Source organism: Selenomonas dianae (assembly GCF_030644225.1).
Classification (GTDB): domain Bacteria; phylum Bacillota; class Negativicutes; order Selenomonadales; family Selenomonadaceae; genus Centipeda; species Centipeda dianae.
The window spans coordinates 1,716,629-1,742,019 of the sequence record NZ_CP128650.1; the positions used below are offsets into that span (position 1 = coordinate 1,716,629).

At 57.9% G+C, this 25,391-nt stretch carries 24 protein-coding genes; all 24 read right to left on the reverse strand.

Annotation, left to right across the window (positions count from 1 at the left end):
* Positions 1-42: 42 nt before the first annotated feature.
* On the reverse strand, positions 43-1,365 hold the full coding sequence (locus QU667_RS08355) for an NAD(P)H-dependent oxidoreductase (protein ID WP_304986739.1): 1,323 nt from the start codon (positions 1,363-1,365) through the stop codon (positions 43-45).
* A 182-nt stretch (positions 1,366-1,547) separates the two neighbouring features.
* On the reverse strand, positions 1,548-3,176 hold the full coding sequence (groL, locus tag QU667_RS08360) for a chaperonin GroEL (RefSeq protein ID WP_304986740.1): 1,629 nt from the start codon (positions 3,174-3,176) through the stop codon (positions 1,548-1,550).
* 26 nt (positions 3,177-3,202) lie between these two features.
* Positions 3,203-3,484 (reverse strand): co-chaperone GroES, encoded by a 282-nt coding sequence (gene groES, locus QU667_RS08365; RefSeq protein ID WP_304986741.1) that lies wholly within the window; start codon positions 3,482-3,484, stop codon positions 3,203-3,205.
* 381 nt (positions 3,485-3,865) lie between these two features.
* Positions 3,866-5,590 carry a methyl-accepting chemotaxis protein gene (locus QU667_RS08370; RefSeq protein ID WP_304986742.1) on the reverse strand — a complete coding sequence of 575 codons (1,725 nt, stop codon included), beginning with the start codon at positions 5,588-5,590 and terminating at the stop codon, positions 3,866-3,868.
* Positions 5,591-5,600: 10 nt separating this feature from the next.
* A complete protein-coding gene (locus tag QU667_RS08375; protein ID WP_304986743.1) occupies positions 5,601-6,521 on the reverse strand; it encodes a sugar ABC transporter substrate-binding protein in 921 nt (306 codons plus the stop codon).
* Between the two features lie 21 nt (positions 6,522-6,542).
* A complete protein-coding gene (gene ilvN, locus QU667_RS08380; RefSeq protein ID WP_304986744.1) occupies positions 6,543-7,043 on the reverse strand; it encodes an acetolactate synthase small subunit in 501 nt (166 codons plus the stop codon).
* Positions 7,044-8,726, reverse strand: a complete 1,683-nt coding sequence (gene ilvB / locus QU667_RS08385) for a biosynthetic-type acetolactate synthase large subunit (RefSeq protein WP_304988439.1) — start codon at positions 8,724-8,726, stop codon at positions 7,044-7,046.
* Between the two features lie 101 nt (positions 8,727-8,827).
* On the reverse strand, positions 8,828-9,478 hold the full coding sequence (locus QU667_RS08390) for a ComF family protein (RefSeq protein ID WP_304986745.1): 651 nt from the start codon (positions 9,476-9,478) through the stop codon (positions 8,828-8,830).
* A gap of 539 nt (positions 9,479-10,017) precedes the next feature.
* Positions 10,018-11,070, reverse strand: a complete 1,053-nt coding sequence (locus tag QU667_RS08395) for an L-threonylcarbamoyladenylate synthase (RefSeq protein ID WP_304986746.1) — start codon at positions 11,068-11,070, stop codon at positions 10,018-10,020.
* Between the two features lie 10 nt (positions 11,071-11,080).
* Complete coding sequence (gene prmC, locus QU667_RS08400; RefSeq protein WP_304986747.1) at positions 11,081-11,959, reverse strand: peptide chain release factor N(5)-glutamine methyltransferase; 879 nt, start codon at positions 11,957-11,959, stop codon at positions 11,081-11,083.
* Positions 11,959-13,023: a peptide chain release factor 1 gene (gene prfA, locus QU667_RS08405; RefSeq protein ID WP_304986748.1), complete on the reverse strand. Its 1,065-nt coding sequence runs from the start codon at positions 13,021-13,023 to the stop codon at positions 11,959-11,961. The genes prmC and prfA overlap by 1 nt, the downstream gene beginning before the upstream one ends.
* On the reverse strand, positions 13,017-13,931 hold the full coding sequence (locus QU667_RS08410; protein ID WP_304986749.1) for a DUF1385 domain-containing protein: 915 nt from the start codon (positions 13,929-13,931) through the stop codon (positions 13,017-13,019). The genes prfA and QU667_RS08410 overlap by 7 nt, the downstream gene beginning before the upstream one ends.
* A gap of 112 nt (positions 13,932-14,043) precedes the next feature.
* Positions 14,044-14,244, reverse strand: a complete 201-nt coding sequence (gene rpmE, locus QU667_RS08415) for a 50S ribosomal protein L31 (RefSeq protein WP_304986750.1) — start codon at positions 14,242-14,244, stop codon at positions 14,044-14,046.
* 150 nt (positions 14,245-14,394) lie between these two features.
* On the reverse strand, positions 14,395-15,681 hold the full coding sequence (locus QU667_RS08420) for an NAD(P)/FAD-dependent oxidoreductase (protein ID WP_304986751.1): 1,287 nt from the start codon (positions 15,679-15,681) through the stop codon (positions 14,395-14,397).
* Between the two features lie 187 nt (positions 15,682-15,868).
* On the reverse strand, positions 15,869-17,239 hold the full coding sequence (locus QU667_RS08425; RefSeq protein WP_304986752.1) for an MATE family efflux transporter: 1,371 nt from the start codon (positions 17,237-17,239) through the stop codon (positions 15,869-15,871).
* A 21-nt stretch (positions 17,240-17,260) separates the two neighbouring features.
* Positions 17,261-18,403, reverse strand: a complete 1,143-nt coding sequence (locus QU667_RS08430) for an N-acetylmuramoyl-L-alanine amidase (protein ID WP_304986753.1) — start codon at positions 18,401-18,403, stop codon at positions 17,261-17,263.
* A 92-nt stretch (positions 18,404-18,495) separates the two neighbouring features.
* Positions 18,496-19,110, reverse strand: a complete 615-nt coding sequence (locus QU667_RS08435; RefSeq protein ID WP_304986754.1) for a MotE family protein — start codon at positions 19,108-19,110, stop codon at positions 18,496-18,498.
* Positions 19,111-19,160: 50 nt separating this feature from the next.
* Positions 19,161-19,757 (reverse strand): lytic transglycosylase domain-containing protein, encoded by a 597-nt coding sequence (locus QU667_RS08440; RefSeq protein WP_304986755.1) that lies wholly within the window; start codon positions 19,755-19,757, stop codon positions 19,161-19,163.
* The gene (gene fliJ, locus QU667_RS08445) at positions 19,754-20,221 is read right to left on the reverse strand and encodes a flagellar export protein FliJ (protein WP_304986756.1); all 468 of its coding nucleotides are present in this window, start codon (positions 20,219-20,221) and stop codon (positions 19,754-19,756) included. Before fliJ ends, QU667_RS08440 begins: the two co-directional genes overlap by 4 nt.
* A complete protein-coding gene (fliI, locus tag QU667_RS08450) occupies positions 20,218-21,615 on the reverse strand; it encodes a flagellar protein export ATPase FliI (protein ID WP_304986757.1) in 1,398 nt (465 codons plus the stop codon). The genes fliJ and fliI overlap by 4 nt, the downstream gene beginning before the upstream one ends.
* Positions 21,612-22,403 (reverse strand): FliH/SctL family protein, encoded by a 792-nt coding sequence (locus QU667_RS08455; RefSeq protein WP_304986758.1) that lies wholly within the window; start codon positions 22,401-22,403, stop codon positions 21,612-21,614. The genes fliI and QU667_RS08455 overlap by 4 nt, the downstream gene beginning before the upstream one ends.
* Positions 22,396-23,415, reverse strand: a complete 1,020-nt coding sequence (gene fliG, locus QU667_RS08460) for a flagellar motor switch protein FliG (protein WP_304986759.1) — start codon at positions 23,413-23,415, stop codon at positions 22,396-22,398. The genes QU667_RS08455 and fliG overlap by 8 nt, the downstream gene beginning before the upstream one ends.
* 2 nt (positions 23,416-23,417) lie before the next feature.
* On the reverse strand, positions 23,418-24,998 hold the full coding sequence (fliF, locus tag QU667_RS08465; RefSeq protein WP_304986760.1) for a flagellar basal-body MS-ring/collar protein FliF: 1,581 nt from the start codon (positions 24,996-24,998) through the stop codon (positions 23,418-23,420).
* A 70-nt stretch (positions 24,999-25,068) separates the two neighbouring features.
* Positions 25,069-25,371, reverse strand: coding sequence for a flagellar hook-basal body complex protein FliE (gene fliE / locus QU667_RS08470; protein ID WP_304986761.1), 303 nt, complete (start codon positions 25,369-25,371; stop codon positions 25,069-25,071).
* Positions 25,372-25,391: the final 20 nt, after the last annotated feature.

Here is a 25,391-nt window from a genome sequence, read left to right on the forward strand (position 1 = left end):
TGAAGCAAAACCTTCGCAGAGCACCCTTATCAATTTCCACACTTACTTCAGCGCATAGCCATTGTTATACATCTTGTCCTGCTCTTTGCGTACCTGATAGAGCTGCGTCGTGGTGTCGAGCTCGACCATGTCGAGGGTGAGGAGGGTGCCCTTCTTGACGTCGCATTTCATGCGTGCGTTCTTGTTGACGAGGGGGTAGACGACGTAGCCGTTTCGATACGTCTCCTCTGCGGTTGCAATCGAGGCGTAGGTGGTATAACCGCCGATGCCGTCGAGGCTCTCCCCCGCCCTGAGGTCACGCTTGGCGACGGTGATGCACTCACTCACAGGACCGTCGAGCGGAATGATGGTCGGTTCGCCGTCAATGACGATCTTCGCCACGCTGAGCGGCGTTTCAAGGTTGCAAAGGTGATAGGGGCGGTAGAGCGTCCAGAGTGGGCCGTGTCCCATCTGAAGATAGTCCATCACATACGCGGCATCCTCATTCGGGCTTGCGACGGTGATAAAGACACCGGGCGCAATGCCGTTGACGTACTCGACAACGCCATGACGATTCAGAATACCGCCGTCCTTCTTGAGGCGGAATGCGGCGTTGAGGTCGGCACAGCTATGCGCCGGCGATCCGCTGATACCATGCCCGCCGATCACGTCGGGGACAAAGCCCGTGGCGTTCGACATCGCCGTCATCTCGACCATGGTCTTTGTGCCGTCCTTGAAGGAGGTGAGCATACGCGGGTTCATCTTGCGGCGCGTTGCCTCCTCGTACACGGTGTCGGGATTGCAGTCATAGTCGATCTTGTTGTTCTTCCCCTTGCCAATGACCCTGACATCAAGCCCGATTGCCCGCGCGAAGGAGTAGAGCTCCATGACCGCGCCCGGCTCGTCCCCCGCAGAACCAGTGTAGATCACGCCGTTCTTATCGCCGAGCTTCTTGAGGTAGCTGCCGATGACCACATCCGTCTCGACATCCATCATAACGACGTGCTTCTTGTTGTTCATCGCGTCGATTGCGATCTTCACGCCGACCTCGGGCACGCCCGTCACGTCGATGGCGACCTCGACGAGATTCGCGTGCGAGATAAACGTGTCGTTCTCCGTCGCGACGTATTTGCCCTGCTCCATGAAACGATTCGCTTCCTCAAGCGTATTTGCCACAGCAATATTCTCGTCGCTGATGCCCGCATTATGGAACGCTTTTATCACCTTTTCAAGGGTATGATCTGCGACAATGGCGGGCATGATGCCCTTCATGAGCACCATCTGCGCAACCAGACCGCGCCCCATCTGCCCCACGCCCACAATGCCCGTGCGGATGATCTTGCCCTCTTCCTCGCGCTTTGCAAGTTTCTTGTCCATATTCAGCATACGAAACTCCTTCCGCCGCCCTTTGGCGAAACATCGACTTCATCTTTTCCAAAACTAGTATAGCACCGCGTTTCCATTCATACAATATCGCTTTGCGTGAATGTCATAACAAAAAGAGGTATGTTTCCATTTGTAAAGAAACATACCTCTTTGCAATTACATTTTATTCGACGCGAATGGGCTTACATCATACCGCCCATACCGCCCATGCCCGGCGCACCTGCCGGCATCGGAGCCTCCGGCTCCGGCTTGTCGGTGACAAGCGTCTCGGTGGTGAGCACCATTGCCGCAATCGATGCCGCATTCTGGAGTGCCGAGCGCGTGACCTTCGCCGGATCGACGATGCCCGCGCCGATCATGTCGACATAGGTGTTCTCAAGCGCGTTGAAGCCGACACCGTCGCCCGCCTTCTTCACGCTGTCCACGACGACAGAGCCTTCAAGACCTGCGTTCTCCGCGATCTGGCGAACCGGAGCCTCGACCGCACGTTTGACGATCTCAACGCCGACCTTCACGTCGCCCTCTGCCTTGATCTTGTCCAGTGCCGGGAGGATGTCGATGAACGTCGTGCCGCCACCGGCGACGATGCCCTCTTCGACCGCTGCACGCGTTGCGTTGAGCGCATCCTCGACGCGGTACTTCTTGTCCTTCATCTCGACTTCCGTCGCCGCACCGATCTCAACAACAGCCACGCCGCCGGAGAGCTTTGCAAGACGCTCCTGCAGCTTCTCACGGTCAAAGTCGGACGTGGTGTCCGCGATCTGCTTCTTGATCTGATCGACGCGTGCGGAGATCTGTGCCTTGTCGCCTGCGCCGTCCACGATGGTCGTCTCCTCCTTCGTGGAACGCACCTGACGTGCACGGCCGAGATCCTCAAGCGTCACGCTGTCGAGTTTGCGACCGATCTCCTCGCTGATGACCGTGCCGCCCGTGAGGATTGCGATGTCCTCAAGCATTGCCTTGCGGCGGTCGCCAAAGCCCGGAGCCTTCACGGCGAGCGCCTTGAACGTGCCGCGCAGCTTGTTGACAACAATGGTCGCAAGTGCCTCACCGTCGAGATCCTCGGCGATGATGACGATCTGCTTGCCCTGCTTTACAACCTGCTCAAGCACGGGCAGAATGTCCGCGACGGACGAAATCTTACGATCGGTGATGAGCACATACGGATCGTCCATGACGGCTTCCATCTTCTCCGTGTCCGTCACCATGTACGGAGAGATGTAGCCACGGTCGAACTGCATCCCCTCGACGACCGAGAGGTTCGTGTCCATGGACTTGGACTCCTCAACCGTAATGACGCCGTCCTTGCCGACCTTCTCCATCGCCTCTGCGATGAGATCGCCGACCTCAGCATCGCCGGAGGAGATTGCCGCGACCTGCGCGATCTTCGCCTTTGTTTCGACCTTCTGCGCCTTGCTCTTGATCTCCTCGACGAGCGTCTTGACCGCCGTTTCGATGCCCTTCTTGACGATCATCGGGTTTGCGCCCGCAACGACGTTGCGCATCCCTTCCTGGATCATCGCCTGTGCGAGGAGGGTCGCCGTCGTCGTGCCGTCGCCCGCGATGTCGTTCGTCTTGGTCGCGACTTCCTTCACGAGCTGTGCGCCCATGTTCTCAAACGGATCCTCAAGCTCAATGTCGCGTGCAATCGTCACGCCGTCGTTCGTGATCGTCGGTGCGCCGTACTTCTTGTCGAGGACAACGTTACGCCCCTTGGGTCCGAGCGTAACCTTCACGGCGTTTGCCAGTGCATCCACACCGCGGCCGAGTGCGCGGCGTGCTTCTTCGTCAAACAAAATCTGCTTTGCCATTGATATTGCCTCCAAAGTTCTATCTATTACAGGATTGCCAGAATGTCGCTCTCACGAACGATGAGGTAGTCCTTGTCATCAACCTTGATCTCAGAGCCCGAATACTTCGAGAAGACAACGCCGTCGCCGACCTTGACCTCAAGTGCGGCACGCTCGCCGTTATCGAGCAGCTTTCCTGTGCCAACGGCAACGACCTTGCCCTTCTGCGGCTTTTCCTTCGCCGTATCGGGGAGCACAATGCCGCTCGCCGTCGTGACATCGCTCTCCGCGACTTCAATGACAACACGTTCGCCCAGTGGCTTAATCATGGTATCTGCCTCCTAGTTTCATACAAATCTTTTCATTGTGTTAGCACTCTCATTTGCTGAGTGCTAACTTACGATGTCTATACTAATCGTTTTAAGTCAAAAAGTCAATAGGTATTTTGTAAAAAAGTCAAAAAAACAACAAAGAGCCGCACAGGACTCTTTGTTGTTTGCTGCAAATCTATGAGACTGCCTCGAAGAATGGTGGGACGATGCCCCTAAGCGAACCCTAGTGAAGCAAGCGGGGAAAGGACACGTTCTGCCCCCTGCGGATTTCTACCGTTCAAGCGAAGCGCGTTTAGAAATTCGCAGGTATTTAGGCAGATAAGTGTACGACCGCTTGCGTAACTAAGTGTTCGCGTGGGGCACGTCCCACAGACATACTTACTCTTTGAACGCCGCCACAAGATTTTTGAGACGTGCCGTCCCTTCCTTGAAACTCTGGATCTTGGCGAGGATGTTCTCGTACTCCGCCGCCATGCCGACGACCTTCTCCGCGATGCGCGTGTTGCCCTCCGCACCCTCGTGGGTCGCATTGCGTATGCCGTCCATCGCCGCGTTCATCTCACTGACAGCATCCAATAGATGCTGTGAACGCGAGGTGGTCGCCTCTGCGGTTTTGCGGAAATACTCTGCGTCCTCCTTGTACTGCACCGCAGTCTTGTCCATGAGGTCGTAGTCACTGCGGACATTTTCATCAATGAAGGTGAGCAGCTTGTATGTACCGTCGGAGAGTGCCTGCACCGCTCCCGTGACCTGCCCCGTGAGCCCCTTGATCTTCTCCGCCGTTCCGCGCGACTGTTCGGCGAGCTTGCCGACTTCACCCGCAACCACGGCGAATCCGCGCCCCTGCTCGCCCGCACGCGCCGCCTCGATGCTCGCATTGAGCGCGAGGAGGTTCGTCTGCTCGGCGATCTCCGAGATCTCCACAGTGAGCTGCCCGATCTGGTCGACGACCTTCGAGGACTCGATTGCCTCTGCGACCGACGCCTTGGTCGACCCGTAGACCTGCCGCGTATTCGCGCTCGACTGTTCCATGCTCGTCTGCAGGTCGGCGGCACGCTGCGCGACCTCGCGCGTATATGCTTCGCTGTCCGCTGCCGCCGTCGATGCGCCTCGGATACCGTCGCTCAACCCCTCGCTGAGATGCTGAACGCTCGATGTGGATGCCGCCGTTTCCTCCATGCCCGCTGACATCTCCTCGGTGACGGCGGACATATCCTGTGTATCGTTATTCAGACCGTGCAGCATCTCCTCAAGCTCCGCGACCATCGCATCGGTCGCCTCCGCCTCCTCATGCACCTGCTTCATAAAGCCCTGCATCTTGCCGAGCGCCTTGACCACCGTACCGATCTCATCCTGACGCTGCGAGAGCTCTGCAGGGATCTCGCGTGAGAGATCTCCTGCCGCGACCGCACTCAGATGATCAATGGAGGCGGCAAGCGGATCGGAGATGTTGTCCGCGATTCGGCGGGATACCAAGATTCCGAAGCCCATGGCGATCAGGATGATAACGGCAAAGAGCTCAACCGTACGCACATAGCGCACATTGTTTGCCTCAAAGAGCTGCTTGCCCTGAAACACATTGTCCGGTGTGAGCACCGCCATATTGCTTGAGATAACGGTGAGCGCACCGATGTTGTCAAAGATCGCGATGCGGTCTTTGGGGGATGTCCCCATGCTGTTGATCGCCCCGATCTTATCCTTGGCGGTGTCCAGATTCTTCTCAAGCTCCGCAATCATCGCCTGCGCCCGCTCACTCGTATCAATCTTCTTGAGTTCCTCCAGATCGTGTTGGATGCCGTCCAAATTGCCAAGCACATCGTCCACGAGGATCTTGCGGTTGTCCGCCGTAAATCCCTCCTGCAGGAGATAGGGGACATTGACGCTGATCCTCCTCAGACGGTCGTTTGCATCGTTCAGATACTGTGTCGCCATCAAATTGTGGTGATACATCTCGTCGAGTGACTGCTTTGCCATATAGTTCGAGTAGATGCCGACCGCAGCGACGACAATCATCGCCGCCATCAGGAATACGGACAGGATGAACACCTTCGTCCGCACCGCATAATCCTTCATCGCATCAGCCGAAATGACCGGAATGTTCATAGCGCCCTCCTCACTTCATCTGTGCAATATTGTCCGCTGTGATGGATGTAAACGGAATGGCAAGATCGCCGCTCGGCGGATTCCCCTTGATGAATCCCTCGGCAAGCGTCAACGCACCCTCGCCCTGTGCCTTTGCATCCTGCTTGACGGTCTGCGCCATCTCGCCCGTCTCGACGGCGGCAAGTCCCGCCGGTGTCGCATCAACACCGGACACCAGACACCCCTTGAGCCGATTCGCACCCTTGAGCGCCGCAACAGCGCCGAGCGCCATCTCATCGTTGCCCGCAACAACACCGTTGATCTCCGGGAACATATTCATCCAGAGCATCATGGTCTTCAATGCCTCTGCCTTGCTCCATCCCGCATCGACGAGGGAAAGAAGCTGAACATCGGGGCGTTTGTCCAGGCACGCTTCCTTGAACCCTTCCCAACGACCGACGGCACTGCCCTGCGTTCCATCGCCCTGCAGATAGACGACCTTCGCATTCGGCGGCAGGTGCGCAGCCATGTACTCGCCCTGCATACGCCCCGCCTCTTTGTCGTCAGAATAGGCACGCAGCACCTTGCCGCCCGCAACGCTGCGGTTGACCGTAATGATGGGAATACCCGCATCGTTCGCCTTTTCAATGGTTTTGACAATGCTCGTCCCGTCGGCGGCGAGCAGGATAATCGCCCCCGCGCCGCCGCTGATCGCCTCATTCAGCTGGTCAATCTGCATATTGCCGTCGTTCTTTGCATCGAGAAACTCGACCTCGATACCGTCCGCCTGTGCCTTTGCTGCAAAGGCACCCTTGATCTGCCCGCAGAAACCGTCACTGTCGTCGTAGTTCGCATAGATGACGCGGTCGGAACTTCCGCCCGTCAACCCGCAGCCTGTCAGCCCGAAACACACGGCAGGCAGGAACAGCATTCCCCACTTTCTCAGATTCATGGCAACCCCTCCTTATAAAGATCACATTTCTTTGACCGGTACAGGTCCGCGCGAGAGCGCAATCGCTCCCGTCCGCGCGATCTCGATGATGCCGTAGTCGGAGAGCAGCTCCGAGAGCGCATCGATCTTCTTCGCATCACCCGTCAGCTCGATGACGACGTTCTCCACGCCGACATCGACAATGCGTGCACGGAAGATGTTCACCACATCGATGATCTCCGCACGGTTTTCCTTCGTCGCGTGTACCTTGATGAGCACGAGTTCACGCGTGATGGATTCCATCTGTGTGAGATTGACGATCTTCACCACATCGATGAGTTTTGAGAGCTGCGTCACAACCTGCCGCAGTTCGTTCTCCGAGGCGACGGAAACGACGATGTTGATGCGTGTGACATCCCGCTCCTCCGTATAGCCGGCGGAGATGCTTTCGATGTTGAACGCGCGGCGGCTGATGAGTCCCGCGATATGCGTGAGGACGCCGGGCTTGTTGTCGACGAGCACGGCAAGCAAATACTTATCCATTTATCTCCCTCCGAGCACCATCTGATCCAGCCGCTTGCCGCCCGGCACCATCGGCACAACATCCGCCTCCTCCGGCACAATCACATCAATAAGACGTGCGCCCCTTTCGCGGAGCAGATGCGGCAGGCTCTCCGCCAGTTCCTCCCGCGTCTCAATGCGGCAGCCCGCAACGCCCATTGCCTCGGCGAGCCTTACGAAATCGGTCTTTCCCTTGAGCTCCGAGGCGGAGTAATGGTGACTGTAGAAGAGGCGCTGCCACTGCCCGACCATGCCGAGGATGGAGTTGTGTACGATGACGATCTTCACGTCAATGTCATTGTCCGCCATGGTCGCCAGTTCCTGACAGTTCATCATGATGCTGCCGTCGCCCGTGATGAGCACGACCTCCTTGTCGGGATGTGCGAGTTTCGCGCCGATTGCGGCGGGCAGACCGTACCCCATCGTGCCAAGCCCGCCCGAGGTGAGGAAGTGGCGCGGCGCATGACAATGAAAGAACTGCGCCGCCCACATCTGATGCTGCCCCACGTCCGTAACGCAGATCGCATCCTGCGGAACGATTTCGCGCACGCGACTGACGAGTTCCTCGGGACGAATGTCCTCCGACGTTTTCCAGCCAAGCGGATGGGCGCGTTCCATTGAGAGCACCTCGCCGCGCCACGCACGAAATCGAACCGGCAGATCATCCCCGATGGCGCGTACAGCCTCCACGAACGCAGGAAGTGTCTCGCGGAGATCCCCGATGATGGGAATATCCGCGCGTACATTCTTGTTCAGCTCGGCAGGGTCAATGTCAAAATGCACGATCTTCGCCTTCGGTGCGAATGCCGCCGTGTTCCCTGTCACGCGGTCGCTGAAACGCGTGCCGAGCGCGAGCAGGAGATCACACTCCTGGATCGCCATGTTCGAGGCATAGGCTCCGTGCATCCCCGCCATGCCCGTATAGCCCTCGGTCTCTGCCGGAATGCTGCCAAGCCCCATGAGCGTTGCGACACAGGGCATCCCTGTGAGCGTAAGGATTTCGCGCACGTACGCAGCCGTATCCGAGAGTACGACGCCGCCGCCCACAAAGAGGAGGGGCTGACGCGCAGCGGCAAGCGCCTCCGCAGCGGCACGTACCTGAGCCATCTCGAACGGAATGCGATCACGATAGCCGTGGAGCATCGCCTTGGCAGGATATTCGTAGTCGATGGGCGCATCAAAGACATCCTTTGCCACGTCGATCACGACGACACCGGGGCGACCCGTCCGCGCGATATAGAACGCCTCCTTCACCACGCGCGGAATGTCGCTTACGTCCTTGACGAGGTAGTTGTGCTTTGTGATCGGCGTGGTGATGCCGACGATGTCCGCCTCCTGAAACGAGTCCTTGCCGATGTAGGGATTCGCGACCTGCCCCGTGATGCAGACCATCGGCACGGAGTCCATATGTGCCGTCGCGATGCCCGTCACGAGATTCGTCGCCCCAGGTCCCGAGGTCGCAAACGCAACACCGACCTTGCCCGAGGCTCTGGCATACCCGTCCGCCGCGTGCGCCGCGCCTTGCTCGTGACGCGTCAGAACGTGCGGAAATTTCATTTTATAAACTTCATCATAGAGTGTGAGGACGGCACCGCCCGGGTAGCCAAACACGACTTCGACCCCCTCCGCCCTCAGGCTCTCCAAGAGAGCGCGTGCTCCATTCATCTGCAACAGAACCCCTCCTAAACATGAGTTTCCCCCCGGATAACATATCATTATTATAGAATGTTCTGCGCGTTTTTACAAGCAATTCCCCACATCACCGTTCACAGATGTTCGCTTGCGAGCACAAACGCATAGACGTGCCGCGCCCCCGCACGTTTCAGCGTGCGCGCGCACTCCGTGAGCGTCGCCCCCGTCGTCATAATATCGTCCACGAGCAGGACATCGCGCCCCGCCGCAGGCATATCCTCCATAACGGCAAATGCGCCCCTCAGTTCCTGCCGCCGCTCTGTGCGCGTATGCTCATAGAGCGGTGCCGTCTCACGCACACGAAGGAGCATCGGATGAAGCGCAATACCATGTGCCGAAAGCCACGGTGCAAAGATCTCCTCCGCCTGATTGAAGCCGCGCAAGCGTGCACGTTCCGCCGCAAGCGGAACGGGTACGGCGACGATGGGATGCGGGATTCGTGTGAGCACCTCCGCCCCCATCGTCAGTATCGTATGCAGTGCAGGAAGTGCCGAACACTTCTTTTGATATTTCAGTGCCCGCAAGAGATCACGCACCCCCGCGCGGTAGTGCGCAAACGCCCATACACCATCGAGATATGTGCGCGTCTCTCCCGTACACGTGAGCGTATGCAGCCCGATCAGCTGCCGCGCACAGGCAGCGCAAAAACTGCCCCTGCGCTCGACATAGACAGAGCAGCTCGGACAGCGCGGCGGAAAGAGGAAATCAAACAAAAATGAAAACAACACACGCCCTCCCCCACATCGCAAAAAACTATTGCATGAAATTTTGATTTATGATATGATAAACGCAAGAAAGAGATATATCTCCGATAAACGTGTATAACGAGAGAAAGGAGAATGTCTATTGACACAAATTTTCCAGCGTGGTGACCATTTCTCCTGATGGGAATGCATCTTTGAAGAAGCGCGGGACAACGGGTTATGTTGATCTCATATGGCATTGCATGAGCAAGGAATGGCTGCAGCGCCGTCGTCCCTGATCGACGGGGTATGACAACGTTCTCTGTACGATTCGTTTTTCGAAAACCTGGCGCGCAAATTGGATGATATTTGAGATCTCCAAACGGTTTCAGCTGAACGTACAATACACGTTCGCGCGGACACAGAGGGTGTTCGTGCGACACCAAACAACTGAATAAGGACGTGTTTCATTTTTATGCGAATAGCAGTATAACCGGCAGCTTGCTCGAAACAGAGCGGCTGTCGGTTTTTTGTGTCCCCCCACCTGCGCAGGGGAGAGATCTGCATGGAGCACACGCGGTTCACACAAAACGAATATCCCCGCCGCTCGCCTTGCGCAGACGGTTCATAATCGCAAGCCCAAGCCCAAGAGAACCTGTTCCCTCGGCGAGAAGGGAGGTCACGGGCAGATCATCAAAGTGACGGAGCGCATCGTAGAGGCAGGATGCAAATGCGCTGTGATTGCCACGCGCCCCGCAGTGATATGTGTCATCTGCATGGATGATGTCGGAGAGTGCCATGATGGTCTCACTGCTTGCGATGAGTGCAGGCCGCTGCCCTGCCGCACTGCGGCGCAAGATCTCCTCCCGCAGTGCCGCCACAACATCTGTTCCCGCCCCCACATAGACGGTGAGCGGGACGCGCGGGGCGTAGTGCGTATACTTCATCCCCGGCGCACGCGGCACTGCATCCTCTGCCGTAAGAGCTGCATCCATGCGCACCTCGATATGCGGCAGTTCCGCCGCAATCATCTCACGCGTGACAGCACCGGGACGCAGGATCGTGACAGTGCCCTCCTCCGTGCAGTCCACGATGGTGGACTCCACGCCCCACCGACAACTCCCGCCGTCGAGGATGAGCGGGATACGCCCCTCCATGTCCGCAAAGACCATTGCCGCCGAGGTTGGGCTCGGACGCCCCGAGGTGTTCGCAGACGGCGCGGCGATCGGCACACCTGCCGCACGGATCAGGCGGCGGGCAATATCGTGGTCAGGACAGCGCACGCCGACCGTCGGCAGCCCGCCCGTGACAATGTCGGGGATGTTCTCTGCTTTCGGCAGGATAACGGTGAGAGGACCGGGCGCAAATGCGGTGAAAAGGTGCGCGGCGACAAATGGAACGTCATGCGCGACGGTATGTGCCATCGCAAGGTCAGCGATATGGAGGATGAGCGGATTGTCGGCGGGTCTCCCCTTCGCCGCATAAATTCGTGCGCACGCCGCCGCATCCAGTCCGTTCGCGCCAAGCCCATAGACCGTCTCCGTTGGAAACGCGACGAGCGCACCGCTGCGGATCATCGCAGCGGCGCACTCAAAATCTGTGGGCGATGTCGGACGAAGTATCTCCGTATCCATTGTATCCTCCCTACTCCGTATATCCCACCACAACGCGCTCAATCCCACCGAGATCCTTCAAGATCTCGGTTCGCACAATGCGCGGATGCGCCAAGGCGAGTGCCGCGACTGCCGCAGCCTCATGGATTCCCACCTCAACGGCAATTGCGCCGCCGTCCTTGAGCATTGCAGGAGCGTCTGCCATCAGGCGGCGGTAGAGATCCAGTCCATCCACACCTCCGTCGAGTGCGCGATGCGGCTCATAGCTGCGCACCTCGGGCATGAGTTTCGCAATATCCGCTGTGGGGATGTACGGCGGATTTGATAGGATCATATCGTAGCTGCGCCCCGCAAGCGGCGCAGTGAGATCGCCCACGGAAACAGCAACGCGCTCCGAAAGTCCGAGTGTCGCCGCATTTTCGCGTGCCACCTCTGCCGCCGCAGGCGAGATGTCCACAGCATCGGCACGCGTCCCCTCCGTATGATGCAGCACGGACAGGGCAATCGCGCCCGTACCCGTTCCAATGTCGGCGATCCACAGATCGTCTGTCCTCTCCTTTGCACGTGTACGCAAAAAATCGACGGCATACCCTGCAAGAATCTCTGTATCGGGGCGCGGGATGAGCGTATCGCGCGTCACACGAAAGTCCAGTCCCATGAACTCGCGCCGCCCGAGCACATACGCGAGCGGCGTGTGCGCTGCCCGCTCCTTCACATAGCCGCGAAAACGCGCAAGCTCCTCCGGCTCAAGCGGCTCATCGAAATGCACATAAAGATACATCCGATCCTTCCCAAGCACAGCAGAGAGCAGAACCTCCGCATCAAGACGCGGGCTCTCGATCCCGCGCTCCCGAAAGAAATCCGTCGTCCACGCGAGAAGCCGCTGAATCGTCCAAACCGCATCCGTCATCAGTTCACCTGTTTCAGACGTTCCGCTTGATCCGCTGTGATGAGCCCCGCAAGGATCTCATCCAGTTCACCGTCGAGCACAGCGTCGATCTTATAGAGGGTCAGCCCGATGCGGTGATCGGTCACGCGCCCCTGCGGGAAATTATAGGTGCGGATGCGCTCGCTGCGGTCGCCCGAGCCGACCTGACTGCGGCGGTCGGCGGCGACGGCATCCGCCTGTTCCTGCTGCGCACGGTCATAGAGGCGCGCACGCAGCACCTTCATCGCCTTCTCGCGGTTCTTGAGCTGCGACTTCTCATCCTGACACTGCACAACAATGCCCGTCGGGATGTGTGTGATGCGGATCGCCGTCTCCGTGCGGTTGACGTACTGCCCACCCGCGCCCGACGCGCAGTAGGTGTCGATCCGCAGATCATTTGCGTCAATCGTAACCTCGACCTCCTCCGCCTCGGGCAGGACGGCGACGGTGACCGCCGACGTGTGAATGCGCCCGCCCGACTCCGTGACGGGGACGCGCTGCACGCGGTGCGTGCCGCTCTCGTATTTCAGACGGCTGTATGCGCCCACACCGTTCACAAGGAACGAGATCTCCTTAAACCCGCCGATCTCCGTCGGGTTGCTGCTCAGAATCTCCGTCCGCCAGCCCTGCCGCTCGGCGTAACGCGCATACATACGGAAAAGGCTCGCCGCAAAAAGAGCCGCCTCCTCCCCGCCGACACCGCCGCGAATCTCAACAATCACATTCTTATCGTCGTTCGGGTCGCGCGGCAGGAGGAGGATTGGCAGCTCCGCCGCGCGTGCGTCACGGCGTGCCTCCGCCGCAGCGATCTCCTCGGTGAGCATTTCCTTCATCTCGGCATCCGCCTCGGCAAGCATTTCCTTGTCCTCGTCGATGGTCGCAAGCGCCTTCTGATAGTCGGCATACGCCTCGATGATCGGCGTAAGCGACGCGTGCTCCCGTGTGTACCGCTGCCACTTTTCCATATCCGCCATCACGTCCGGATCACTGAGGAGTGCCTCAAGCTCGCGGTACTTATCCGCAACAGCATTCAGTTTGCTTAACACGTTACTTCCTTTCGATAGTTCCCGCTCCCTGCGGGAATATCCTCGGGCGGCAGCACCGCCTTGAGACTTTCAATGGCGACCTCCACCATCTCATCCTCGGGCGGGCGCGTCGTCAAGTATTGCAGCCAGAGCCCGGGCGTAATCAAAATATGAACCATCCGATTTTCGCTGCGTCCCGCAAAGCGGATGATCTCGTACGAAACCCCCGCGACCACAGGCAGGATGGCAAGGCGGCTCAAGATGCGCAGCCAGAGATCGGGCCATCCGAAAAATACATGAAAGACAATGGCAACGACCATGACGATGAGGAGGAAGTTCGTCCCGCAGCGCGGGTGCAGACGCGGGAATTTCTGCACGTTCTCCACCGTCAGAGCCTCACCTGCCTCATAGCAGTGGATCGTCTTATGCTCCGCACCATGGTACTGAAAGACGCGACGAATCCCGCCCATAAACGAGATCCCCCAGATATAGAGCAGGAATACGGCAAGTCGGATGCCGCCCTCGATCAAATTGAACACAATCGGGTCGTCCGTATACCCCGCCGCGAGATGCGCCGCACCCGTCGGAATGACAATGAAGAGCACGCTCGCAAGGACGAGCGCAAAGAGGATCGTCATCGCGACCTCCTTCTTCGTCATCTGCTCCTCCTCCTCACCCGCCGCCTGTGCGGAGAACGAGAGCGCACGCATACCGATAACGAGGGACTCGATCATGATGACAGAGCCGCGGATGAGCGGCAGATTGAGAATCGGATAGCGGTCGCGGATCGATGTGACATCGTGCGTCTCCACCTCGATGTTTCCATTCGGGAGGCGCACAGCGGTCGCGGTCTTTGCCGCGTCGCGCATCATGACCCCCTCGATGACCGCCTGTCCGCCGACCGCAAGGTCGGTAATTTTCTTTGGCATAAAATTTCCTTACTGTATCAAAAAAGAGACCGTTGCACGATCTCTCGTACAACAGCCTCTTCCTGTTTTCGTGCGGCGAAGAGGCAAGGCGCAGTACACCTCACCCACGCTGCTATTTCCGTGCGTAACGCTTCTGGAACTTCTCGATGCGTCCGCCCGCCTGAACATCGCGCTGACGCCCCGTGAAGAACGGATGACACTTCGAGCACACGTCAACACGCAGATCCTGCTTCGTCGAACCCGTTGTGAACGTGTTGCCACAGCCGCACGTCACCGTTGCCTCGAAGAACTCGGGATGAATGCCCTCTTTCATGTAAATACACCTCGTTTCTTTTGCCGGATACAAGCGCACTTGTGTACGCTTGGTTGAACTCGACTGTCTCGCCGAGAACGAGTTAGGTCAACAAACGCCCTGCGTTTATTACCGCGTCAGTATAGCATAAATCGGCACGATACGCAAGCATTACTCCATTTTGCTGAGAATGATGCGTGCTACGCGCGTCCCAAAGAAGAAATTCCAGATCCACTTGACAGAAACGGTGAAATCCGAATACTTGCCCGCAAGACGGATGAGATGAACGAACATCCATGCGATCCACGCGAAGAAGCCGCTCGCCTTGAGGTTGAAGCCGAGCACGGGCATAGGACCGTTCATTACTGCCTCGCCCTTGCCGATGGTCGCCATCGCACCGAGATCATGATAGACGAATTTGCCGAGCTGATCGGGCGTCTTGCCCGCAATCAGTGCCATGATATTCTGCTTGACCTGCACCGCTTCCTGTGTCGCCACAGGTGCGACCGTCGGAAGCGGACGCTTCATGTCGCCATGCATGAAACTCGCACAGTCACCAATCGCAAAGACGCGATCACTGCCCTTGACGAGCAGGTTCTCCTCGACAATAACGCGTCCGGCGCGATCCACCTCCCCGCCGCAGTCCTTGATAAAGTCCTGCGCACGCACACCCGCCGCCCAGATCACCGTCTTTGTCGGAATAACCTCGCCGTCTTTGAGCGTCAAATCATTGCCGTCATAGCCCGTGACCGCCGTGTTAAGGCGTACGTTCACCCCCTTCTTGCGCAGCACATCGATGGTGTGCTGCTGCAAATCGGGCGGCACCATCGGCAGAACGGATCCCATCGCCTCAAGCAGGGTTACATTCACCTCGTTGAAATCCAGCGAGTGGAACTCTTTTTTGAAGATCGAGAAGAGCTCCACCATCGCCCCCGCCATCTCGATGCCCGTCGCACCGCCGCCGACAATGACGAAGTTGAGGTGACGCCGGCGCTCGTCCGTCTGCGCCGGTGCAGTCTTTTTCGAGGCGCGCTCAAACTCATGAACAATGTGGCTGCGCAGCGTAATTGCCTCCTGCAGCGTCTTCATCGCATAGGAATTTCGCTCTACGCTCGCGTTTCCGAAGAAATTCGTCGTACCGCCCGCAGAGAGCACAAGATAGTCATAGGAAATCTCACCGTGATCCGTCTGCAATACGCGGCGTGCCTGATCCACCCCCGTCGCTTTCGCGAGGAAAAACTCCACATTTTTGAAGTTCTTAAAAAACTCGCGCGTCGGGTAGGCAATCTCGGCAGGAGAAAGCACCGCTGTCGTCACCTGATAGAGGAGCGGCTGAAACAGATGATAATTATGACGGTCAACGAGCGTAATCCGCACATTTTCCTTGGCAAGTTCCTTCGCGAGGCGTACGCCGCCAAAACCTGCACCAACAATGACAACGTGTTTCCGGTCTGCCATACTTCCCACTCCTTGTCCCAATAGTGAAAAAAATCACATATTGGATTGCTCTTGCTCTAAAAAATTTTTCGGACAACTTGTCCCCATGAGTTACATAATATCACGTTTCTAGGGAAATTCAATAGGATTTTTAGAAGCGCGTCACAAAATACAATACGGGTCTTTTTTCATTGATAGGAGAAAACTATCACAATTTTTCTGCAAGCTTTGCATTCCGCATCCGCTGCTCAATGATCCTCAGGCGGATCATGAGCAGCACCGCACCGACGAGAATACCGCCGTTCATACCCGCCCAGTAGCCATAGGGGCCGAGCTCTGTCCACACTGCGAGTACATAGCCGGCGGGCAGGCCGATGCCCCAGAACGAGAGCACAGCGAGCCAGAACGTAACGGTGACATCCTTGTAGCCGCGCAGCGCCCCCTGCAGCGGCGCGTTCACGCAGTCACAGAACTGCATGACGAGCGCGTAGAGCAGAAAGACGCGCAGGAGTTCCTGCACCTCGGGATTCGTCGTATAAAGCGCCGCCACGCTGTCACGCATTGCCGCAAGTACAAGCGCAATGACGCCAACAAAGAGGAGTGTCAGCACGCGGCTGAGACGGATGTAGGCACGCGCCCCATTCTCACGCCCGCCGCCGACCTCAAATCCGACAAGAATGGTGATTGCCATAGAAACCGAAAGCGGCAGCATATAGACAATGGTGGTGAAATTCATCGCCGCCTGATGCGCGGCAAGCACAGTTGTTCCGTACGCTGCCATGAGAAGTCCGACCGCACCGAAGATGCTCTGCTCGCAGAACACCGTGAGCCCGATGGGAACGCAGATCGCGAGCAGCGCCCACCAATCGTGGAGGACGGGCTTCGGCAGACGCGCAAGCACATGATACCGCGCAAACTGCGGAATCCACAGAACTGCAATGACGTTGAGAACAAAAAAGACAGCATAGCTCAACGCCGCCCCCAACCCTGCGCCCGGGCCGCCAAAGGCAGGAACGCCAAACGCCCCGTACATGAAGATATAGTTGAGGACAATGTTGATCGGAATGGTCGTCATCGTGATATACATGGTGAGCCGTGTCCGCCCGTGCGCGTCGATAAAATTTCTGAGAACGATCGCAGGTGCAACAGGGATAAGCCCAAGCGCAATATAGGACAGATACTCCATCGTAATGCGTTCCACCACGGGTTCAAGTGCAAGAGCGCGGACGAGTGCAGGCACAGTCAAGACACCGCATATGAGCAGGAGCACAGAAAGAAGCATCGACCAGTAGAAACTCTGCTGAACAACGCGGCGGATCTCAAGTGGGCGACGCGCACCATAGTGTTGTGCAATGACGGGGGTCAGCCCCGAAACAAGCCCCATGAAAGCGCCGAAAACGGGGAAAAATATGCTCGCCCCAACGGCAATCCCCGCGAGATCCTCCTTGCTGATATGCCCCGCCATAACTGTATTGAAAAACCCCGGCGCAATCAGCGAAACCTGCGTGACGAGAATCGGGAGAAGCACGACAAAGAACTGCCGCGCACGCGCCGGATAACCGTGAACTTCCTTGAGCACCTTCTCTCCCTCTCTCTCACCTCATCCAAAGTAGTCTGCGATGCCGTCGGCAATGCCCCGAGCAATCTTCTTGACCCCCGCCTCGCTGTTCATCATCTTTTCCTCATCGGGATTGGAAATAAAGGAAATCTCCACGAGAATGGCGGGCATATTCGTATGTTTCACCACATAGAAATTGCACGTCTGCGTCCCGCGATCCACTGTGCCAATACTGTCGATGAGCGCCGTACGCACGCTGTCGGCGAGCAGCCGCGACTGCTTTGTCCCCTTTTCGTAATAGTATGCCGTCGTCCCCTTCACCTCGCGGTTTGTAAACGCATCCGCGTGAATGGAGAGAAAGATGTCCGCATTTGCCTTATTCGCAACATCGCAGCGCGCTTGAAGCTCCTCCACCGATGTCGCAGCCGCCCCTTTCTCGGAAACCTCCGTATCGCCCGTCCGTGTGAGGACGACCTGCGCCCCCTCCGCTTCGAGGAGGCGTTTCAGCTCACGGCTGACACGCATCGTCACGGACTTCTCCATGATGCCCGTCGGACCGATCGCCCCCGAGTCACTGCCGCCATGTCCCGGATCAATGGCGATCCTTCGCCCCTTCATTCCCGTGATCTCCGAGAGGTCGCGCTCCAGCTGATCCTGCGCCGTATCTCCCTCTTCCTCCGACTCATCCTCATCCGACGCAGAGGGGAGGGGGTCGGGCTTCCACGTTTCCTGCGGAGGGTTCACCGCCGCCCCACCCGCAGGAGTGCCAAAGTCCATGACAACACGCGGCTTTTCCCCATCGATGGAAAAGATTTTCCAGCCGCCCTTCTGCACCGTCGTTTCCAGTACAACGCGAACCGTCGTGGGGTCAAACTGCGCGATACGTACCCGCGAGAGGAGCGGCGAATCCACCGCTATATCCTTCTTCGCTTCGGGGGCAATCCACGCATTCTGAATGTCCAAAACAACGCGCGTCGGATGCGACAGAACACTTTGCCGGTAGGAAACGGGACGATCCGAATCTACAACAACACGAACATTTCCATCCGTACGCCCGATACGAATACCGGTGACCTTTGCCATGTCTTTTGCGCGGTCACTGAATGCCGCCTCCGCCGTTCCGGCAGAGATGACGGCGAGCATGCCGACGAGGATCACGATGAGCAATGAAATGATGCGGCGCACAAGTCCACCCTCCCAAACAATGAACGGATAAAAACCTGCGAAGTATGCTTCTCAGCTGCTTCGCAGGCTCTTGATCGTTATGGTTCGATTCTCTATTGTATCTCTGCAGAACCTTCCCCCGGCTCCGTCCCGGGTGCTCCTGCACTGCGGTCTGCACTCCGCGCTTTTTTCGCCTTCTGTGACACACCGTTATAGATGAGCTGCGTAATCTCAGCTGCACGTGCCGGGTCAAAGGAAGCCAGAATCTTTGCCGCCTTGCTCTCGTCCATCCCCTGCAGGATGGCAGCACAGAGATCGGTATCCAGTGTCTCCATGACTTGTGCCGCATTCTCCGCCTTCATGTCATTGTAGAGATGTACGAGCTTGGTCACACGCTTTTTGTCCGCCGCCTCACGCTCCGCCTGCTGCTTTTTGATCTCCTCTTTCGAGATCTTCACCGTCTCAGGAGCTTTCTTCCCGGCTGCCGCACTTGGCGCTCCGCTCCCTGCAGGCTGTGCTGCAGTCGATGCCGCAGCAGTTTCCGTATGCTCCTTCCCCGCTGTCGGCGGTACAAAGTATTCACCGACCACGGGAAGCTGATGAAGCCCGTATGCATCATTGAGCGCCTGTGTGTCAAAGAGTCGGAGATAGACACCGAGAGCGAATCCGCCAATAACCAAGACGAGAAGCAGGATCAGTCCGAACAGGATCTTCAATATCTTCCGCATGGGATACCCTTCCCTCTTTCTCTTCCCCTGAAAATACTCGTTTTACGCACTCAACGATAGATGTCCAAGACATTGTTCACATAGTTCTGCGTTTCTGCATAGGGAGGAATGCCGCCATACGCCTTGACCGCATTCGGCCCTGCGTTATAGGCGGCAACCGCCTTCTTGACATCGCCGTCAAAGGTATCCAGCATCTCACGCAGATACTTCGTGCCGCCCTCAACATTGCTCTTCATGTCGTACGGATTCACCCCGAGCCCTGCGGCGGTCTCCGGCATCAGCTGCATAACTCCGACCGCTCCGGCAGACGATACAGCGCTTTGATCGCCGCCGGACTCCACCTCCGCAACAGCGGAAACGAGCTTCGGGTCGACGGCGTATTTCGCTGCCGCCGCACGAATCGTGCGCGCAAGCTCCGGATTGGAAACATCTGAACGGGATTTTTCTGCCTGCTGTACCGCAGTTGCGCCCTGTGCGCTCTGAACCGTGTGCGCCTTCCCCGCTGCCGACACAACGTTCTTGTCCATTTCCTGCTGCAATTTCGCGGCGAATTCCATGCCCGGCATCTGCTGCGCAGGTAGGGAAAACTGCCCCTCGATCTCCGCAATACGCGCCTGTATCTGCCGAATTGCCGAAAGATCCATCATACTGCTTCCTCCAATTCCCGATTACGCATGGTCAGCTGCAGTCCGATCTCGTCGAGCATCTTCTGCTCCTCCTGCAAGACCTCAGCCTTGTACTCGGCAAGGCGTTTCTCCTTTAATTTCTCGATGCTTTTCAGCGCACGCACCTGTTCCATGAGTACTTTGAGGCGCTTCTGCCGCTCCGCACTCGCCGCAAGGATGACCTGCTGCTGATCCTCGATCTGCTGACGCTTCCACCCAAAAAAGCGGTTAAAGCTCATGAGCGTCCCGATCTTGATGCGCGTCCCTTCCTTGGACAGATTCTCATAGTCCATCTGCCCCCGGTGCATCTCCTCAAGCAGGCGGTGCTGATAGGCACGTGCATCCTCCAGCTGACGCACCGCTTTGGCAAAGGCGACCTCCGCCTCCTCCTTCTTCATACGCGTCACCTTGAGCAGCGTCTCCAGCTGAAATTTGAATTTCTTCATGACGTTTCCTCAGCGGACGACTCCGGAGATGCCGCGGGGGCGGCAGTCTTGCCCACAGCCGCGAGCAGTCGCTGCTCCGTCTCCTCGTAGGAGGTCACTTCGTAAATATCCTGACAGAGGAACGTGTTGATCCCGTCAATCCGCTGAATCGCCGCGTCGATCTTCGGACTTGAGCCCTTGACATATGCGCCGATGTGGATAAGATCCTCCGCCTCTGCATAGACCGCCATCAGCTGACGCATCTCCTGCGCCGCCTCCAAATGACTTTTGTCCACGACCTCATACATAACGCGGCTGACACTGCCAAGCACGTCAATCGCAGGGAAGTGGTTCTGCGCCGCAATCCGCCGCGAGAGGACGATGTGACCGTCAAGAATGGAGCGCACGGCATCCGCAATCGGTTCGTTCATATCGTCGCCGTCCACCAGAACGGTATAGATCCCCGTGATCGAGCCCTTTTCGCTCGTGCCCGCACGCTCCAAAAGGCGCGGGAGCATTGCAAAGACGGACGGCGTATAGCCGCGTGTCGCAGGCGGCTCGCCGATCGTCAGTCCGACTTCGCGCTGCGCCATTGCAAAACGGGTCACGGAGTCCATCATGAGTACGACCTTGTTCCCCTGATCGCGAAAATACTCCGCAATCGCCGTCCCCGTCATTGCTCCCTTGATGCGCACGAGTGCGGGCTGATCGGAGGTCGCGACAACCACGACGGAACGTTTCAGTCCCTCCTCGCCGAGATCGCGCTCGATAAAGTCACGCACCTCACGGCCGCGCTCCCCGACGAGCGTGATGACGCTGATGTCCGCCTCCGTGTTGCGTGCGACCATGGAGAGCAGCGTGGACTTTCCAACCCCCGAGCCCGCCATAATGCCGATGCGCTGCCCGTCGCCGAGCGTTATCAGCCCATCGATCGCACGCACACCGACATAGAGATTGTCGTGAATACGCGGACGCGTGAGCGGCGGCGGCGGCGGTGCCTGCAAGGGATATTCTTCCTTGGCAAGGATCGGACCCTTGCCGTCGATCGGATTGCCCAACCCGTCGAGCACACGTCCGAGGAGTTCAGGACCTACCTTGACGCGCAGACGCCGCCCCGTGGCGATAACCTCACAGCCGGGACCGATGCCCTGCATCTCCCCGACCGGCATGAGCAGGACACGACCCTCACGAAAGCCCACCACCTCGGCGGGGATCGGCGGCTGTCCCACGAAATGCGAGCTCACATAGCAAAGCTCGCCCACCGTGACCGTCGGTCCCTGCGACTCAATGACAAGTCCGATGATCTGCGTCACCTTTCCCGTCAGCTTCATCGGGGAGGCGGTGCGCAGGGCATCCTGAAATTTATGGATATCTATGGAAAATGGGGGATTCCCCCCCGTTTCACTCATATTCATAACATTACTTCCCGCACAGCCTTCTTGAGCTGTTCGATCTGTGTCTGAAGGCGCGCATCCACGCTGCCATTGGGAGTTTCCACGAGGCAATCGCCCGGCTTCAGCCCCTCATCGGAGGTAATCGTGAGGTTCGTATCCCCTGCCGTCAAAACGGAGCGCAACTCATCCCGCGCCATGAGCACAAAGTCATAGCTTGCGGGCGGAACATGGACGAGAATTTCCTTCTGATCCTTGACGCGCAGAATGGCATCGCGTACGACGGGCAGAACCATCTGCGGCACATCGATGAAGTGCTGCGGCAGCACGCGCTCGACTGCCGTCATGGCAATCGAAACAATATCCTGCTCGGCATTCACCACATAGTCGCGTATGGCATCATGCGCATCACGCAGGGTTTTCTCCGCCTGTGCGTTCGTTTGGCGGATCTGCTCCGCCATCTCCTCACGCACAGCGGCCTCGCCCTCCGCATGACCTGCAGCAAAGCCCTCCGCATGGCCACGGGCGCGTGCAGCCTCGCATTCCTCTTCGATTTTTGTATGCGCCTCGGCGAGAAGCCGCTCCCGCTCCTCCTCTGCTTCCCCGCGAAGGACGGCGATGCGGATCTCCGTCTCCTTGACGCGCTCGTCCATCGCCTGCTCACGCTCTGCAATGCGCGCCAGCAGATTCTGAACAGCCTCCTCGGTGAGCCCTTCCTCCTCGCCTTCCGCACGGGGCGGCGGGGGAGGCGGCGGTGCGTCGATGAGATGCGGATTTTCTTCCCAGACGGCTGCCTTGATAACCCTAGACAATCATCTCGTCTCCCTTGCCACGCGAAATCACGATCTCGCCCTTGTCCTCAAGTGAGCGGATAACGCCAACAACTTTCTGCTGCGCCTCCTCCACATCGCGAATCTTCACAGGACCCATGAACTCGATTTCCTCACGCAGCATATCGGCCGCACGCGTGGACATATTCTTGAACACCTTCTCGGCGACCTCCTGCGGCGTTGCCTTGAGCGCGAGGGAGAGATCCTTGGTCTCCACCTGACGCAGGACGAGCTGCAGGGAACGGTCGTCGATCTGAACGATGTCCTCGAACACGAACATGAGCTTCTTGATTTCCTCGGCAAGCTCCGGATTGTCGACCTCAAGGGTTTCCACAATCGCCTTTTCTGTTGTACGATCGACGCGATTGAGCACCTCGACAATCGCCTTGATGCCGCCCGCCGTCGTGAAGTCCTGCGTCACCATGGACGACAGCTTCCTCTCCAGCACGCGCTCGACCTCGCGGATGAAGTCCGGCGAGGTGCGATCCATCATCGCCACACGCTTCGTCACCTCAACCTGTGACTCCGGCGGCAGTGAACCGAGGACAATCGCCGCCTGATCCGGTTCGAGATACGCCATAATGAGCGCAATGGTCTGCGGATGCTCGTTCTGAATGAAGTTGAGCAACTGCGCGGGATCGGTTTTCCGCAGAAAATCGAAGGGGCGTACTTGTAGGCTCGTCGTAAGACGATTGATGATCTCAAGCGCCTTATCGGGTCCAAGCGCCTTCTCAAGGACATTCTGCGCGTATTGCAGACCGCCCGAGGAAATGTAATCCTGTGCCATGCACATGGAGTAGAACTCGGCAATGACCTCTGCCTTGAGTGCGGAGGAAACTTGTTTTTGGTTCGCAATTTCAAGCGTCAGCTGCTCGATTTCATCGTCATCCATATGCTGAAACAGCTTCGCCGAGTACTCAGGACCAATGGCGATGAAGAGGATGGCTGCCTTCTGCTGATTGCTGAGATCACCGCCGCCATACATATCCGGCATACTTACTCCTCCTCCGAAAGCCACGTCTTAACGAGGAGAGCGACCTCTTCGGGCTTCGTTTCGATGAGGCCGAGCAGTGCCGCCTTCTGGTTCAGCTGCTGCTGCTCCTCCTCGGAGAGTTCCTCTTCCTCGACCTCGCCTGCTGCAATCGCTGCGGCACGCTCTTCCGCAAGACGTTCTTCTTCCGCACGCTGCGCCTCCTCGGCAGCCTCGCGTTCGAGCCGCTTCTTACGGCGGTACATGAGAACGCCGCCGACGATGAGTGCGATCACGAGAAGTGCAAGACCAACCTGCGTATAGAAGATACGATCCTCGCGATCCTTCTCCGCCTGTTCCTCCGCAGCGCGGCGCTCTGCCGCCTCGGTGCTGAACGGCAGCGGCTCGACGGAGATCGTATCGCCGCGCTGCGGGTTGATGCCCGCCGCACTGCTCACCGTGCGCAGGATACTCTCCTGCTGGGGCTGCGTCACATCCTCATTGACAAGAACGGCGACGGTCAGACGACGGATGGATCCCGGAGAGGCGACGACGTGCTGACGCTCCTCATTGATCTCGTAGTTCTTCGTCGATTCCTGCTTTTCATATTCGGCATTCGCATTCGATTCCTGCGCAATATATCCGGGAACATTGCTCTGCACGCCCGCAGGGCCGCCGGGGTTCGTCGAGCTGCCGACATAGCTCTCGGAGATGTCCTGCTGACTGCGGATGATGCCCGCATCATCGACAACGGGCGTAAAGGTCTGGCGATCCGTCAGACGATCATCGAAGTCCAACTCCACGCTGACGCGTGCAAATGCGCGGCCATCACCGAGCGTCTGGTCGAGCAGGGACTGCACCTTCTTCTCGATGTTGTCCTGCACCTTGCGCGTCATGTCAAGCTGCGTGAGCGTCTTGACACCGATGGAGTTCTCGTCCTGATCATCCGGATCGTTCATGATCTTCCCGGTATCATCAACAATTGTGATATTCTCAGGGGTCAGCCCCTTGACACTGTGCGCCGCAAGGTTGACAATGCCCTTGACTTCTTTCTTTGTCAGCTCTGCATGGGGCTTCAGGCGCAGCATGATGGATGCCGTTGCCGGCTTCTCCTCTTTCTTATAGAGGCTGTCCTCAGGCAGCACAATGTGAACACGCGCCTTCTCAACCGCCTCAAGCTGCTCAATGGTGCGCGTCAGTTCTCCCTGAAGTGCCTGCAGATAGTTGACGCGGTTCTGGAACTCCGTTACGCCAAGCTTGCTGTCGTCAAAGATCTCAAACCCCTTATTCCCACGCGGGAGTCCCTGTGTGGCGAGGTTCAGCCGCGCCTCATGGACATTCGTCGTTGGGACAAGGATAGTCGTCCCCGATTTATTTTCCTGCACCTCATAGCTGATGTTCGCTTCACGCAGCTGATTCGCAACCTCGCCGGCATCCTTGGTTTCCATGTCGGTGAACAGCGGCACCATATCGGGCTTTCCGCCATACCAGAAGCTCACACCAAAGATGAGGACGAGAATCGCGAGTGCCGAACCGAGCATGATGTAGCGCTGACGCTTGTCAAAGCGTTCCCACATGGCAAGACCGCGCTCTTTCCACTCTCCCATAATCTCTTCCCTTCAAGTCATCACGGTTATGTGACACCGACAGGCGCACACGAAAACGGCAGGTGATTTCTTATACCTGCATCCGCATGATTTCCTGATAGGCAGCGACGGCGCGGTTGCGCAGCTGCAGCGTCAGCTGCAGGGCGATCTCCGCCTTCTGCCCTGCCACAACGACCTGAGAGACATCCTGCACTTCACCGGCTGCAAGCAGCTTGTTCTGCTCATCCGATGCCAGCTGCAGCTTGTTTACCTCGGAGAGCGCATCCTGCAAATATGTGCCAAAGCTCTTGGACGGCTCTTTCGCGACGGTCTCACCCAGATGGCTGGTCGCACGCATCGTCACAGGGGTCATTTGCAGTGCTTGTACTTCCATATACATTGATCTCCCTTAAA